The organism is Candidatus Chromulinivoraceae bacterium (genome assembly GCA_035478595.1).
GTDB lineage: Bacteria > Patescibacteriota > Saccharimonadia > Saccharimonadales > Saccharimonadaceae > CAMLKC01.
This window is the reverse complement of sequence record DATIJL010000009.1, coordinates 1-15329: the sequence shown is the minus strand read 5'-3', so window position 1 is coordinate 15329 and position 15329 is coordinate 1. Positions and strand designations below refer to the sequence as shown.

General features: G+C 45.2%; 11 protein-coding genes, 1 rRNA gene and 1 other RNA gene. 5 read left to right on the top strand and 8 right to left on the bottom strand.

Annotation, left to right across the window (positions count from 1 at the left end):
- The 4 genes from VLG36_02145 to gyrB all read right to left on the bottom strand — a co-directional run.
- Positions 1 to 486: ribosomal RNA gene (locus VLG36_02145) — 16S ribosomal RNA — on the bottom strand; the annotation flags it as partial.
- Positions 487 to 658: 172 nt separating this feature from the next.
- Entirely contained in the window at positions 659 to 1090 is a 432-nt protein-coding gene (locus VLG36_02140; protein HSW77574.1) for a divergent PAP2 family protein, read from the bottom strand.
- Positions 1091 to 1094: 4 nt separating this feature from the next.
- Entirely contained in the window at positions 1095 to 3617 is a 2523-nt protein-coding gene (gyrA, locus tag VLG36_02135) for a DNA gyrase subunit A (protein HSW77573.1), read from the bottom strand.
- 2 nt (positions 3618 to 3619) lie between these two features.
- Positions 3620 to 5605, bottom strand: a complete 1986-nt coding sequence (gene gyrB, locus VLG36_02130) for a DNA topoisomerase (ATP-hydrolyzing) subunit B (GenBank protein HSW77572.1) — start codon at positions 5603 to 5605, stop codon at positions 3620 to 3622.
- A gap of 154 nt (positions 5606 to 5759) precedes the next feature.
- Here gyrB and VLG36_02125 point away from each other — a divergent pair, with 154 nt between their 5' ends.
- Positions 5760 to 7361 (top strand): hypothetical protein, encoded by a 1602-nt coding sequence (locus VLG36_02125; protein ID HSW77571.1) that lies wholly within the window; start codon positions 5760 to 5762, stop codon positions 7359 to 7361.
- A gap of 21 nt (positions 7362 to 7382) precedes the next feature.
- Entirely contained in the window at positions 7383 to 7955 is a 573-nt protein-coding gene (locus VLG36_02120) for a hypothetical protein (protein ID HSW77570.1), read from the top strand.
- Between the two features lie 30 nt (positions 7956 to 7985).
- On the opposite strand, the gene VLG36_02115 is transcribed toward VLG36_02120, so the two are convergent.
- The 4 genes from VLG36_02115 to ssrA form a co-directional block, all read right to left on the bottom strand.
- Positions 7986 to 10826: a TraM recognition domain-containing protein gene (locus VLG36_02115; GenBank protein HSW77569.1), complete on the bottom strand. Its 2841-nt coding sequence runs from the start codon at positions 10824 to 10826 to the stop codon at positions 7986 to 7988.
- Between the two features lie 15 nt (positions 10827 to 10841).
- A complete protein-coding gene (locus tag VLG36_02110) occupies positions 10842 to 11258 on the bottom strand; it encodes a hypothetical protein (protein ID HSW77568.1) in 417 nt (138 codons plus the stop codon).
- Positions 11259 to 11300: 42 nt separating this feature from the next.
- Positions 11301 to 11687 (bottom strand): hypothetical protein, encoded by a 387-nt coding sequence (locus VLG36_02105; protein HSW77567.1) that lies wholly within the window; start codon positions 11685 to 11687, stop codon positions 11301 to 11303.
- Positions 11688 to 13092: 1405 nt separating this feature from the next.
- Positions 13093 to 13504, bottom strand: a transfer-messenger RNA (tmRNA) gene (gene ssrA, locus VLG36_02100).
- 953 nt (positions 13505 to 14457) lie between these two features.
- Here ssrA and infC point away from each other — a divergent pair.
- From infC to VLG36_02085, 3 genes are all read left to right on the top strand, one after another.
- Entirely contained in the window at positions 14458 to 14967 is a 510-nt protein-coding gene (infC, locus tag VLG36_02095) for a translation initiation factor IF-3 (protein HSW77566.1), read from the top strand.
- Positions 14967 to 15161, top strand: coding sequence for a 50S ribosomal protein L35 (gene rpmI, locus VLG36_02090; protein HSW77565.1), 195 nt, complete (start codon positions 14967 to 14969; stop codon positions 15159 to 15161). The genes infC and rpmI overlap by 1 nt, the downstream gene beginning before the upstream one ends.
- A gap of 3 nt (positions 15162 to 15164) precedes the next feature.
- Positions 15165 to 15329, top strand: a 165-nt coding sequence (locus VLG36_02085; GenBank protein HSW77564.1) for a 50S ribosomal protein L20, incomplete at its 3' end; no start/stop codon positions are given.

The following is a 15329-nucleotide window of genomic DNA, read 5'->3' as shown; positions in this document are numbered from 1 at the left end:
GCTGCTGGCACGTAGTTAGCCGACCCTTATTCATGAGTTACCGTCATATTCTTCACTCATAAAAGCAGTTTACGACCCGAAGGCCTTCATCCTGCACGCGGAGTTGCTCCATCAGACTTTCGTCCATTGTGGAAGATTCCTTACTGCTGCCTCCCGTAGGAGTCTGGACCGTGTCTCAGTTCCAGTCTGACTGATCATCCTCTCAGACCAGTTACCGATCGTAGACTTGGTGAGCCTTTACCTCACCAACTATCTAATCGGACGCGGGCCGCTCCCAAAGCGCTCGAAAGCTTTAATCCGAAGATCATATGCGGCATTAGACTCCATTTCTGGAGCTTATTCCTCACTTTGGGGCACGTTCCCACGCGTTACTCAGCCGTCCGCCGCTCGCCACCAAGTAGTAAACTACTCGTGCTGCCGCTCGACTTGCATGTATTAGGCACTCCGCCAGCGTTCATCCTGAGCCAGGATCAAACTCTCCATAAAAGATGCATCTTGCGATGCGTCTATAAAAATAGACTGACGATGATATTACACAACTAAATTGTCAAAGTTCTTTTTGATCTGTTCAACTCCACTTGTTGTTTATCGCTCTCTGCGACCAGACTGATATTTAGCATACCCTATGAGTAAGGTGAGCGTCAAGGGTAATTTGAACTTATTTTGTAGCTAAAAAGACAACTAGCCCGATTACTACGCCAAGTGCTGCTCCAGCAGCCACTTCAACAGGGGTATGTCCTTTTGCGGCACGCGGTAAAGCTACGTTACTCTTTTGTTCTTTTATAAGCTCTTGAATAGCCTTTCCCTGCTCTCCTACTGAACGACGAACCATCATGGCGTCGTACATAACGATGCCAGCAAATAATGCAGCGAGACCAAACAATCCAGAGTTAATGCCGTCGCGAAGCATAATAACAACACATAGCGCAACAACAGTTGCGCTATGTGCACTTGGCATATTCCCCGAAAGGTACAACTGACGGAAGTGGTTAAAGCTCCGATGCTTCACCGCAATTAATAGGTATTTAGCCCCTTGTGCAATCAGCCATGCGGCAACAATTGCAGTAATATACGGTGATAGCCTTGTCATAGCCCTATTGTGCCTCTTCTTCCTCAACTATCGCTTGTGTTTGTTCTGGCATAAGCCCAAGAGACGACACAGCATCACCTTCACCAAGACGCATAATTCGAACGCCTTGCGTTGTACGACCAAGTGTTGGGATGTCCTTCAGACCAACTCGGATTGCCTGACCATTGTTCGAGATAAGGAGAACTTCACTCGCATTTGGATCAAGGGTCTGGACAGAGATAATTGGCCCCGTCTTAGCAGTTACTACTGCGGCTTTGATGCCTACACCGCCACGTTTGTGGCTTGGGAAGTTTGCAACCTTAGTAATCTTACCGTAGCCCTTTTCGCTAATAACAAGCAGGTGGTTCGCGTCATTATCGACAATATCCATGCCTACAACAGTATCATTAGGACGAAGGCGAACACCGCGAACACCGCGAGCAGTACGACCCATTGGACGAGCCTCTGCTTCATTAAAACGCACGGCTTGACCTGCTGACGTTGAAACGATTACATCATTCTTACCAGACGTCTTTTTAATCCAACGTAGTTCATCACCATCATCAAGTTTGATGGCAATAAGACCGTTCGTACGAATATTCTCGTAATCCTTTAGCGGCGTCTTCTTAACAGTTCCCTTTGTCGTTGCCATAAAGAGATAACCCTCGTCATTTGAATCCTTGTCATGGCGAATGATAGAGGTAATCTTCTCCTCTGGCTGTAGCTGCAAGAGATTTACAGCAGCAACACCCTTCCCCGCAAGGCTGGCTGCAGGAACCTCGTAGGCCTTAAGGCGGAAAATACGGCCGCGATTGGTGAAGAACAGTAGATAGTCGTGAGTACTAGCAGGGATAAGCTGGTCAATAATATCCTCTTCCTTAGTTGTCATACCACGCTTACCCTTCCCGCCTCGGTTTTGACGGCGGTATTCACTGAGCAACGTACGCTTAATGTAGTTCTCTGTTGTCAAAAGAATAACAGAATCCTCCTCAGGAATAAGCTCTTCATCGCTAAACTTACCAAGCTCGTGGTTAATCATCTTTGAGCGACGATCATCACCATACTTCTCCTTCATTTCAAGCAGTTCTTGCTTGATAATACGTAGGATTTCTTTTTCATCGGCCAAAATAGCTTCGAGTTTTGCAATCAGAGTGAGCAATTCAGCTAGTTCATTTTCAATAGCCTCTCGTTCCAAGCCAGTAAGTCGGCGCAGCTGCATCGCAAGAATAGCCTTCGCCTGAATCTCAGAGAGACCAAACTGTGCGATCAAGTTAGCTTCAGCTTCTTCGCTTGTCTTGCTGGCGCGAATAGTCTTGATTACCTCATCGATATGGTCGAGAGCAATCTTGTAACCTTCGAGAATATGCGCACGCTCTTTCGCCTTGCGCAGTTCAAATTCCGTACGACGACGAACGACATGTTGACGATGCTTAATAAACTCATGCAGAATCTCTTGCAGACCAAGCACGCGAGGTTGAATACCATCGATCAAAGCCAACATATTGTAATGGAAGCTTGTCTGAAGAGCAGTCATCTTATAGAGCTGGTTAAGAACTTTCTTTGGATAGGCATCTTTTTTGAGTTCAATAACAATACGAACCTTGCCACGAGCACTCTCGTCACGAAGGTCACTAATTGTTGTAATTTTTTTATCTTTTACCAGTTCGGCAATTTTCTCGATGAGTGTTGCTTTATTTACAGCATATGGCATCTCCGTCACAATGATGTGATGGCGACCCTTTTTCGTTTCTTCAATATTTGCAACTGCGCGAATTGTTACGCTACCGCGGCCCGTTTGATAAGCCTGCTTCATTGGCGAACCACCATACACAACAGCACCCGTTGGGAAGTCTGGACCCTTAACGAACTTCAAAAGGTCGTCTATAGTCGCTTCTGGATTATCAATCATCGCAATGGATGCGTCTACAAGCTCACTAAGGTTGTGTGGCGGAATACTCGTCGCCATACCAACGGCAATACCAATCTGACCGTTAAGTAGCAAGTTAGGAAGCTTGGCCGGTAACACCGTCGGCTCCTGCTCAGAGCCATCATAGTTGTCACGAAAATCAACAGTGTCTTTATCTAGGTCATTCAGTAACTCGTTACCTGCTCGACCAAGTCGCGCCTCGGTATATCGGCTAGCTGCGGCTGGATCGCCGTCCATTGAACCAAAGTTACCTTGACCGTCAACCAGGTTATAGCGCATTACCCAATCTTGGGCCAAACGAACCATAGAGTCATAAATAGCACTATCACCGTGTGGGTGGTACTTACCCATTACTTCACCGGCTATACGAGCTGATTTTGCAAACTTACCGCCTGGCCTCAACCCCTGTTCGCCCATCGTATAGAGAATACGACGGTGCACAGGCTTAAGACCGTCACGCACATCTGGAAGTGCTCGGTCAATAATAACGCTCATGGAGTAGCGAAGGAAGCTATCTTCCATAACATCTTCAACGCTACGGTTTTCGAGCGTTTTTGAGTGTGTTTGCTCAATAGGTGCTATGATCTCGCCCTCAATTGGTGTGTTTTTGTCATCATCCATTTTTAAATATCCAGTTCCTCTAGGCTAACAAATTTGGCGCGTGATTGAATGAAACTTTTACGAAGATCGACTTCGTCGCCCATAAGTTTAGTGAAAATCGCGTCGGCTTTTTCAGCATCTTGAATCTTTACTTGTACGAGTACACGATTATCCGGGTTCATCGTTGTGTCCCAAAGCTGTTCTGCGTCCATCTCACCAAGACCCTTGTAACGCTGAACGTCGTTCAAACCAGCTTGTTTGATCGGTGAGTCCTCAGAATTAATCTTTGTACCACGCGCTTTGCGTTCTTCTATTAGGTGACGGATGATCTCATCGCGCTCTTCGTCACTATATGCGTACCAGCGCTTATTACCCGCCGCCTTCAATAGAAAGAGTGGCGGTTTAGCAAGGTAAATATGGCCTCCATCCACAACTTCCTGCATATAACGGAAGAAGAAGGTTAAAAGCAATGTTGAGATGTGATGACCGTCGACATCGGCATCGGTCATGATGATAATACGGTGATAACGGAGACCATTAATGTCAAACTGATCACCAATACCCACGCCCATAGCCTTAATAAGGCTCACAATTTCATTATTGTTAAGCATACGATCGAGGCGCGCACGTTCAACGTTTAGCACCTTACCTCGAAGTGGTAAGATAGCCTGCGTTTTACTATCACGGCCAGACTTTGCTGAACCACCAGCAGAGTCACCCTCTACAATATAGAGTTCTGAATCGGCAGGGTTTTTACTTGAACAGTCTGAGAGTTTACCTGGAAGACTTAAGCCATCGAGAACACCCTTACGAATAACGTTGTCACGAGCCGCACGCGCAGCTTTACGTGCACGCGCAGCCAAAATCGCCTTGCCAACAATCTTTCTGGCAATTGCAGGATTCTCATCAAGATAGTACGAGAAATATTCCGTCATTACCTGATCGACGTAACGACGCACCTCAGGATTGCCAAGTTTATTCTTGGTTTGTCCCTCAAACTGAGGATCAGGAAGTTTAACTAAGATTACTGCGGTAAGGCCTTCGCGAATATCATCACCGCTCAAGTTTTCTTCTTTTTCTTTCAATAGACTACTTTTACGAGCGTACTCATTAATAACTCGCGTTAATGCGGTACGAAAACCGATCAAATGAGTTCCACCATCAGGGGTGAGAACGTTATTAGCGAAAGGTTTCAATATTTCAACATAGGAGTCGTTGTACTGTACTGCAACTTCAATTGATGAATCTTCTACTGTTTTTTCAACATAGAAAGGCTCGTCGCTCAGAACCTCTTTGCCGACGTTCAGGTTTTTTACATAGCTTTTAATACCGCCCTCAAAATAGAAGGCAACTCTTTCTTTAGTGCGGTCATCGCGCACCGCAACATACACACCTTTCGTGAGGTATGCCTGATGGCGAAGATAGTTAACTACCCACTTGTAATCAAATTCAATCGTTTCCTTGAAAATAGTTGGATCAGGATAAAACGTAATGCTCGTACCAGTAGGACGATCTGTTTTACCAAGCTTCTTAATAGGCATAGTAGCAGCGCCACGTTCAAATTCGATATGATACAATTCGCCTTTTTGCACCACCTCTGCAATCAGTTTCGTAGAAAGCGCGTTCACGACACTCGAACCCACACCGTGGAGACCGGATGATACCTTGTAGCCACCACCTCCAAATTTGCCACCAGCGTGGAGTACTGTTAGTACTGTTTCCAGAGTGCTAAGACCCGTCTTTGGATGTTTATCGACTGGAATACCGCGGCCATCATCAGTAATTGTAATGCCTCCATCCTCTAAGATAGTGACATCAACACGAGTTGCATAACCAGCAATCGCTTCGTCAATAGAGTTATCGGCGATCTCCTTAATTAAGTGGTGGACACCGTCATACCCGGTGCTACCAATATACATACCCGGACGCTTACGAACTGGCTCGAGACCCTCCAGAACTTGGATTTGCGACCCCGTGTATGAGCCATCGTCTTGTTTATGGTTAACCATTTTCCCTCACTATTCAGACATTCAGCGGTTTACGTTTCCTACATTATACAAAAAAAATTGTGTTCACTCAAGCTATTGCGCTGAACATATTTCTTATGCTAATCTTATTTACAAGAGGTGTACTAAACAAAAAAATAAAGGTAACCAAAATAAAATGTTTCGAAAGTTAGTCTCGAATTTGGCATTTAGCCCAGCATTAGTCGGTCAGCTAGGCTTCTATGCTAAGCGGCTTCGCAAAGAAGAGACAACGAGGCGTATTGGACTTATTTTTACCGCTCTTGCACTAGTCGTACAGTCATTCGCAGTGCTCACCCCACCCGAATCAGCAAATGCAGCTAACGGTGACAACATTATTTACGGTGGTGTTAAGAGTAAAAGTGATCTACTAGGTGTTTACGATCGTAATGCGGATAGCGCTGGCCATAAAGATCTGCAGCAAATATATAGTACTTTTGGTATTACTCGCCAAGATATTGTTAACGGTTCATGGACAACTTTTAACTCACGAGACTTTAATTCAACGATTCAGAGCGTAGGACGCTCAACATACTCTTGGCAGCGCGCCCCATATGCGATAGGGGGCACCTCCACTACTGTTTATGGTAGTCTTCTCTATAAGTTTGATTCATCTTCATGGACACTTAAGCACGGTTCAATGTATTACGGGGTTGTTGGTAAGCGCGCAGTCGATGGCCAGTGGTTCGCTATTATGAGCGCATGTGGAAACCCAGCATTCATTAAATTGCCCCCACCTCCCCCACAACCCGCCGCTATTTGCTCAGCATTAACGATCACTCCTGTTACGCGTACTAAATTCAGTTTTACTGCTAAGTCAGCCGTTCAAAACAATGCAAAAATTTCTGGCTACAAGTACACAATAAAAGATGCCCAAGGCGCCACTGTCATGACAAAAAACGTCACCAGCAATGCCACATCAGATACGCTAAGCTATGATTTCCAGAAAGATGGGAGCTACACTACAAGTGTTATTGTCTCTACAAGCGTGGGAGACAGAACTTCATCGAATTGCCAAAAAGCGCTTACCGTAAGCCCTCAGCCACGCTGTACGCTCAACCCAGACCTTACAGCAGATAGCCCTGACTGTAAATCATGCCAAACAGACTCGTCGTTATGGTATAAAGATGCTTCGTGTAAATCCGACTTTACCTTCACAAAAACCGTTAAAAACGTATCGCAACTTGTTGCCAATGCCAATAATACAACTGCCCTACCCGGTGATAGACTAGAATATCACCTAACAGTTAAAAACGTCGGCAAGACAACAGGCACTTACACTATGCAAGATAATCTTGGCGACGTCCTTGAATACGCAGACCTCATTGATAGCGGTGGTGGCACAGTCGCAACAGCAAGCAACGGCGCACCTGTTGAGCAAGTTGGCATCATCACCTGGCCATCAATACAAATCCAGCCCGATCAATCATTTGAAAAGATCGTTAACGTTCAAGTTAAGGCTGTTATTCCCGCTACCGCACAAAGCCCGGGCAACATTGCATCATACGACTGTCGTATGAATAACGAATTCGGTAACGATAATACAACCGTACTTGTAAACTGCCCGGCACCTAAGGTCGTAGAAGCGGTCGTAACCGAGCTACCGCACACAGGCGCAAGCGAAAATATGCTCTTTGCCGGTATCGTACTTTCAATCGTTGTCTACTTCTACGCTCGCTCACGCCAAATGAAGAAAGAGGTTAGACTCATTCGCCGCGATCTTAATGCAGGAACTATTTAAAGGATAAGGGAATAAATATTAATGAGTTCAGAAAAACTTAATTCAAGCCCTGAGCGTGAGCTCAATCCTGCCGAACTAGAAAAGATTCGCCATGAACGTCAGGAGCAGCTAAAAGAACAGCATGAACGCGTAGGCGAACAGCCACACGAGAATCTCGAGGAAGCCCGTCGTGAAGCATTAGAAAAGGCACAAAGCCTAGAAAAGCTTGAACGTCGCTCGCACGAGCATCAACCATCCCCCGCCGAGAGACGTGCCGACCGGCCCATTGGTAAACGTGAGCGTGAAGCTAGCTTTAATAGCACAATGGAAGAAGTTCGCACACACATGTCCAGCCCAAGTCGCACATTTAGCAAGGTTATCCATAATAAGACTGTTGAAAAGATTAGCGACGTGACCGGGAACACTATCGCACGCCCCAATGCCGTTCTTTCCGGTGCTATTGCAGCATTTGCACTAACTTTAGGTGTATACCTACTTGCGCGAAACATGGGGTATACCCTCTCCGGCTTTGAGACCATCGGTGCATTCGTATTAGGGTGGGCCCTCGGCCTTGTTTACGATTTTCTAAAAGTCATGATAACTGGCCGCAAATAAGCCAGTACTCCTGTTCGAAAATTTTATGCTTTATCGCAACTTAATGGAGACTTCACTGTCTCCATTTTGTTTGTCACCGCGAAGGTGGAGACTGTCGATGTTTCGAGGTTTTGCTTCAGGGGTCTGAAGCGCCGCAGGAGGCTGCTGTGAAGGCAAGAATGGATTAGGGTCCTGCACTGGCGCTGGAGATGCTATAGGAGCGGCAATGGGAGCTACAGGAGTCGCAAGGGGCGTTGCCTGGCGAGTAACCGGCTGCATCGTTGGCGTACCCGACGAAGCTGCAGGTTCCTGCGTGCCGCCAATTTGTTTACGTTTTGCGAGCCATTCGTCCAAGAATGAAGATCCCGACGCTTTCTCGTTACCCATGCCCGTCATACGCTGTTCCTGCGTTTTCTTAGCCGCATCAGCTTTAGCCTTCTTTTCCGCCTCTGCACTTCCGAGACGTTCAAATATGCCCTTTTCCACGATTGATCGTGGCTTACCGTATTTAGCTGCAGATAGCCGTTTTAATGCATCACGCAGTTGATCATTTGATTGCCCCATCGGTGGCAAAAATGACATACTAAACGGTGCCGACGGCACATTGTTAATCATAACACTCGTTACAGACTGATAGTTCGGCATCTTTGTCAGATCTTCAGCATCAAAAGTTGGCGCAAACTTTTTGACTAAGATCTCAGCGTCGGTAATACCAATACGGCCACTGACGACTGTACCAACGTTACCGATAATTGCTTCACGAATTTTGTCGGTAAGTTGGGTCATGAATTGGTTGCCAAGTATCAGATTGAGGCGATATTTACGAGCCTCAGAAAGAATCGTCTCAAAACTCTCGGTTGCAAAGTTCTGGAACTCATCTACGTACAAGGAGAAGTCTACACGTTGATCCTCCTGCATGTCGGCACGACCCATTGCTGCTGCCTGGAACTTCATGACAAAGATAATACCCAAAAGTTTAGAGTTGAGCTCGCCCATGCGCCCCTTACTAAGGTTTACAAGGAGAATTTTCTTATTATCCATAATGTCACGCAGATTGAAGCCACTATGTGTTTGACCAATAACATTACGCATAGCTGCATTTGAAATAAATGGTCCAAATTTGCTAATCACCCAACTAATCACCTCACCTGCCTCGTTTGAACGCTGCGACTCTGGAAACTCCTTTGTCCAAAAATCAAGAACTGTCTGATCGGTGACGTACTTGAGTTTACTTTTCATAAAGTCCTGGTCAATTAATAGCTTTGGGATATCGATAAAGGTACCACCGTTGGGGTCGGACATTAATAATAGCGCGCAGTTACGGAAGATATGTTCAAGACGAGGACCAACAATACCAGTGTGACCTGGATCGTATAGACCGTAGAGCATATTAATAGCTTCCTGCACCAAGAAGTCCTTTTGATCTGGATTATCGAACTCAAACATATTAAGACCAATTGGATTTGCCATATCGCCAGGGTTAAAGTAAATAATATCTTCGACCCGTTCTTTTGGAACTTTACCAAGAAGCGCCTCTACTGAATCACCGTGAGGATCTACAAATGCGAACCCTCGACCGTCCATCATATCCTGAAACGCGAGATTCTCAAGAAGTACGGACTTACCCGTACCGGTCTGACCAATAATATAAGTGTGGCGTCGACGATCATTCGTACTAAGACGTATCGGTTTTTTTACACCACGAAACTCGTTGTAACCAAGCAAGAAACCTTCGTCCATAACCTGAGTTGGCCCATCAACCTGCTTAGACATCTGACGCTCAACCTGCGAGGTTGGGATAGCCCCCTGCCCTGGTAAATGGAACAGTGTTGCAAGCTCGACGCTGTTAAGAATATTTTGCGTAATCGTTTGTGGAAAGAATCTAAATATATAAGCAGTCACAAGTTCTTCGATATTTTTAGTGACGGCAAATTTAAAACCGTTATAACTTGGTGAATCAAACAACGCAAACGCTGCCACAACGTTCTTGAGTAGTGCCTGCGAGTGAGCGGCTGTATTTGACGACACGACGACACGAATCAGGACCTCATAGCCTGGATAACGAGTTTTCTCCTGAATCGCCTCTACCGTCGCCTGTTCGAGTGATGTCAGTTGTTTATCTTCGGGTTTAATATCTTGCTTCTCTGGTGGGCGCCAAAGAGCTTCCATTAGTTCCTTAGGCGCAATCATGCCGCCAAATCCCGCTTTTTTCGTTCCCTTATCTTTTGTAATTCGTTCTGCAGACGTTACTGAGTTCTTGACCCAACCTTCACGTGCTGGACGAAGCATTAACTGGACCGCGATACCATCTTCACGGGTCGCCGAAGAAAGTGCGTTCAAAAGCGCACGCGAAGCATCGCGCTTTGACTCTTGAAATGTTGCGATCGGGTAAACGTAGTCTTTTTTAAGCGTAAATTCACCGCCAATCGTACCGCTCATCTTGCCAACTTGACTGAATACATTATGTTCAGAGACTTCCTCAAGTCGAGCTGATGGATATGCCGCTGCGACAGCTTGACGCACGACATCGACAAGAACAGAAGGTACCACCGCGTAGTAGTGCACAAGACCTTCACTTGCGACGATCTCTAATGAGATGTGACGCTGACCATAAATTTTGCTCTTAAAGCCTTTCGTGGCCGTACTTGCGATAATGTTATACATCACCTGCGCCTGCGATAGAAGCTCCTCAGTCAAATCACGTTCGTCTCGTCCCTTAGCTTCAATATCTTCACTAGAAGGTGGTAAATGAATAAGCATCGGCACCATTTTAAGGCCGCGCTCATAGTTTTTTGCTTCTCTTAGTGTGCGACGGTACTGCGTAAAAGCAAAGATACCTACCACTGAGCCTAAGAACACGAAGACGAATACGCTGATAAATATTCCTGCCATACCTAACCTATGTACCTATTGCGAAGCGCCAAGCTCCCTCCCATATCGTTTACGCAGGTAATCCGCCTGCAATCGCCCCACCTCTTGTTCACGGCGATACGGATCATCCTTTGTCTCTACTATAATCTTTTTTGCTTTAACCACCCACTCTTTTTCAATAAGATCGTCGTCATTTGCCGCTAGGGGTAGATCATCAGACACTACTACAGTTTGCTGCGTAGGTGTTGTTGGTTGCGGTGCGACAATTGGAGGAGGTAGGATAGGTATCGCGTTTATGGCTGCGGCGGCCGCTTCACCTCTCTGTTCAAACTGTTCATGCCCTCTCTCTACGGTTTCCGGCGTAGGCGGCTGTGGTGCACGCTCAATGCTCGGACCATATCCCGTCGGCATTTGCTCTCGGCCAAAGTTTGGTGAAGGGAGTTTGGGTTCCATATCTGTAATTATAGCATAATCATTACAGCGAAAATACGCCAGTTAGCGCGTTCTTTTCGCAATATAAATACAGGCTATAGTTACGAATAGTAGAACAAGGAATACGTCGTAGATACTTACTTCGCCTACAGACTGCATTCCGACAAATAATATTGGCGCCAGCGAAAGTACCGACGCATAATAATAGGAGCGACCCAGTGTTAGTGGCTCTATTGGGCGACGAACAATCATAGTAGAAGTGGCTCTAGCCACCACCCTACTGCAACCGTATAACAAAAAAGTCAGCACACCAAGCACTGACACGTACATCAAAATAAATACAAGCAAAATACCTAACGGCCCAATTGTCGCAGGCTTTGTCGTTTCCAGAAGTACCGCAAGCAATACTATCGCTCCGGTCATACTAATAGCAACGATTTTTCCCAACATACTCTCACTATATCACTTATTTAAAACAAGGAAGCTCGAGTAGTAGACGTTTATATCTGGACAGCTACATCCGCCGCTAAATAAAAATATTGGGCGCGTGTGTCCGGATGTCTACTACTACGAGCGACTGACCGCTCCGGGAAAACCCGGGGCACTTTTTGTTCATGCGTTCATATGTTCCGCAATGTACCTAGTAGTTTCGCTGCTAAAGATTAACAGGGATTAACTAGGTACATCGGTACTTATATTTCCCGCGCGCTCTATACGCCTATTTTAATTTGGCGGAGCATCGGCAACGTCACTGTAACTGCTAAAATAAGGTGCGTGGCTTGTATGTGTGAGCCAATATTTTTTGTGTTTGCAGGGCGTGTCGTTACCGACTTTCCGTCAAATTTGACGGTCAGTTTTTGAATTGTCAATGTGTTCTTTTTTGCTTTTTGTTTTTGTAAAAGCTTATCTTTATACTAGCATGTGATTGCTCTTTGGTCAATACGTTTATGCTTCTATTTCATTGTTTTTAATACACCTAAACGCCCTTTGCAACTATTCATAGGTGTTAAATACAAATGATGATTTTTAATCAACGTTGTTTTTATTGCTTTCTATTTGTTAAGTAAGGCCTGAAAAAGCAGGGCGTGCCCAAAATCAATCGCAATAGTCCCGTCAGAGATCTTTCCGAACAGCCACAGAATGAACTATAGGTCTTAGGTTCTTTTTTATTTCATCATCATATGCCGTAGCAACATCAGGACCATCGAACCAATAATCTAAGTAGTCAATGGAGTCTACTAGACGGAGAAACGTTTCACAGCGGTATACGCACAGGCGCGTCACATTTCAGAAATCTACATATGAAGCGAACCACGTAAAGATCCAATGCGCACTCAAATAATATCTATCGAACTTTTCAAATGCGCTTAGACCCCAGCATGCACCCGGGCTATACGTAAGGTCGTCTTAATTAAATTCGAATTCATAACAAGCTCGAACTTACAGGATTACTTTGGCAACTTAATTCAAGCCTTTTCCCCTAACCTGCCCTATGTAGTCAGCACAAAAACACGACCGTAGCATTTTTTACTAACTTTCAAAATATAAATTAATTATACATCGTATATGTGTAAGAATAAGCACTGTCCCTGGTGACCAGACCCCTCGTTTTCAGTTATCCACACAGCTTAATAGAATGTAGAAGTTTTTTCTAGAAAGTTGTTGACACAAGCGGTATCGCATCATATTATAGGGGTAGCTCTTGAATAAATAAATTATACAGGAGCCAAAAATAAACAACACGCAAAAAACTCCACATTAAACAACCACTACTCGCAGGTGGTTGTTTTTATTTGGCTCCAGACCACTAAAATAAATCAAAAACCGCCCTATTCGGACGGCCATGAATTCAAATTGGTGGAGCTGCGGGGTACTGCCCCCCGGTCCAAAGAGTAATAAATTATTCGTCTACAAGCATAGTCTGTCTTATGTATTTATGACGATTTGCACTAAAAAACAAACACAAACATTCAAATCGTCACGTGGTAAAATTTCCTTCGAGTAGGCCACTGCGCCTAAAGAAAGTAAGTGACATGGTATATAACACTCCGCATAGCTATGTCACCTGCGCTACGGAATGCTCACCTAATATGGACTAGGCGAGGTTAACAGCAAGAGGAGCTGGCATAAATGCTTGCGCAAATACAGCAGGAACACTCTTAACTGCTTTAGCAATAGTGTTTGCAATTAAAAATATACATTACGTGTATAGTCGGCTTGCAAAATAACTTATTAAATTCCCTCTGTCGAAAGCTAAATTCAGCCCCAACATGAATACTCTCATTATACCATATTTACCTATACTCCGTATATAGCCAATAACTAGCAACATTACAGTGATATCTATTGGATTTGATGAGCATACTATAGAGGTCGAGAGCGACCACTGACAAGGCTGCCTCTACTCTCCAAGTCGTCGACCTATCTTGCTATGCCGACAGGGCATTAAAAGACAGGCAATTGTAGTCTCTACCGCTCTCGAATTCTAGCTATTAACAAACCGTTTACAATAGAGGAGGTATATAGATTGTCGACTATGGTAGCGAACGCCCTAGACGACAGCTACGGCTCATAAAAGACACCATTCTCATAGCTAAAGCTATTCGAAACGGCATTGTATTCACCCACTAATGGCGAATTCCCATTAAGTTGGCATAGTAGGTGGCCTTACTGTAATTGGCATTTCTAGTCTGAAAGAGCTCTCTCCACCCCGGACAGGAGTCGAACTTCATTCACCCAAGTACATCTAGCTCTTGGTGACGGTGGCCAGAAGATCAGCCTGACCGTCACCCCTTTCTATCTCTGAGTAACAGACGGCTTCATTCAAATGCATGATCTTAGTAGATACGATGAATAAAAAACAACAGTAAAATGCTCTAAGCATGATCAATTTAAACACTGGTGCGCAGCTTATAAGATACAAAAACAGTAACAAATACAACATTTCGTAAGCCACGGCTAACAACGATAGCACTCTCACCTATCGTCTGCCAGTTTCTACGACTGTTTTCGAGCAGCTAAATGTGAGGCCATAGGGCTATTTTAAAATCTCCAAAGTCGCTCGAACAATAGTCGCTTTAGACAACAAAAAAGGACATCGCGATCAAGCATACTAACGAGGCGTTGCAATATAGATTGGAAAACCCTTGAAACTCACGCTCACATCTGATAAAATAGCCAACGAGTAACGCTTAAAAATTGCAGACTCGAGAGGAGATCGATAATCAATAAATCAATTCGCATCAACGAGGACATTCGAGCAAGCGAACTACGAGTCGTAAGCGCGGATGGCACGCAGCTAGGCATCATGAGCCGAGCTGAGGCGCTTAAAGCCGCCGAAGAAGCAGGAGTTGATCTGGTTGAGATCTCACCGGAGGCCGCGCCTCCTGTTGCAAAGATCGTGGACTGGGGTAAATACCAGTACCAAAAGATGAAAGAGCAGCAGAAAAATCGCAAGAGCAGCAAAGCGAGCGAACTAAAGCAAATGCGTTTTGGTTTGAAGATTGGCTCTGGCGATTTAGACATTAAACTTCGTAAGATTAGAGGTTTTTTGACAGCCGGTCATAAGGTACGAATTCAAATCTTTTATCGCGGCCGCGAGATGGCTCACAAAGAGCTTGGCTACGAGTTGATTGATAGAATTACCGGCCTTCTCGAAGATGATGCAGTCTTAGAGCAGAAGCCTCAGATGGCTGGTCGCAATCTGAGCATAATAGTAAGGAGTAAATAATGCCAAAGTTAAAGACCCACAAGGGTACTGCCAAGCGTATAAAGCTGACAAGTACCGGCAAGCTGACACGTCGTCGCGCATTCGGCGGCCACATGCTTGCAAAAAAGAGTAAAAGCCGCAAGCGCGCCATCAACACCACTGCAATCGTCACTGGAAGCATGGCTAAAAATGTTAAACGAGCCCTAGGAGTATAGTCTATGCGAGTCAAACGAGGCGTCACCGCACGCGCAAAGCACAAAAAGATACTTAAATTAGCTAAAGGCATGCAGCACAACCGCACGCGTAGCTACCGTCTTGCAAAGCAAGCCGTTATTCGTGCGCTACAGTACGCATACCGCGATCGCCGTAACAAAAAGCGTGAT

What these genes read in the sequence shown, in the direction of transcription:
- VLG36_02140 (HSW77574.1), bottom strand. Translation starts at nt 1,090, where the DNA reads ATGACAAGGCTATCACCGTATATTACTGCAATTGTTGCCGCATGGCTG.
- gyrA (HSW77573.1), bottom strand. Translation starts at nt 3,617, where the DNA reads ATGGATGATGACAAAAACACACCAATTGAGGGCGAGATCATAGCACCT.
- gyrB (HSW77572.1), bottom strand. Translation starts at nt 5,605, where the DNA reads ATGGTTAACCATAAACAAGACGATGGCTCATACACGGGGTCGCAAATC.
- VLG36_02125 (HSW77571.1), top strand. Translation starts at nt 5,760, where the DNA reads ATGTTTCGAAAGTTAGTCTCGAATTTGGCATTTAGCCCAGCATTAGTC.
- VLG36_02120 (HSW77570.1), top strand. Translation starts at nt 7,383, where the DNA reads ATGAGTTCAGAAAAACTTAATTCAAGCCCTGAGCGTGAGCTCAATCCT.
- VLG36_02115 (HSW77569.1), bottom strand. Translation starts at nt 10,826, where the DNA reads ATGGCAGGAATATTTATCAGCGTATTCGTCTTCGTGTTCTTAGGCTCA.
- VLG36_02110 (HSW77568.1), bottom strand. Translation starts at nt 11,258, where the DNA reads ATGGAACCCAAACTCCCTTCACCAAACTTTGGCCGAGAGCAAATGCCG.
- VLG36_02105 (HSW77567.1), bottom strand. Translation starts at nt 11,687, where the DNA reads ATGTTGGGAAAAATCGTTGCTATTAGTATGACCGGAGCGATAGTATTG.
- rpmI (HSW77565.1), top strand. Translation starts at nt 14,967, where the DNA reads ATGCCAAAGTTAAAGACCCACAAGGGTACTGCCAAGCGTATAAAGCTG.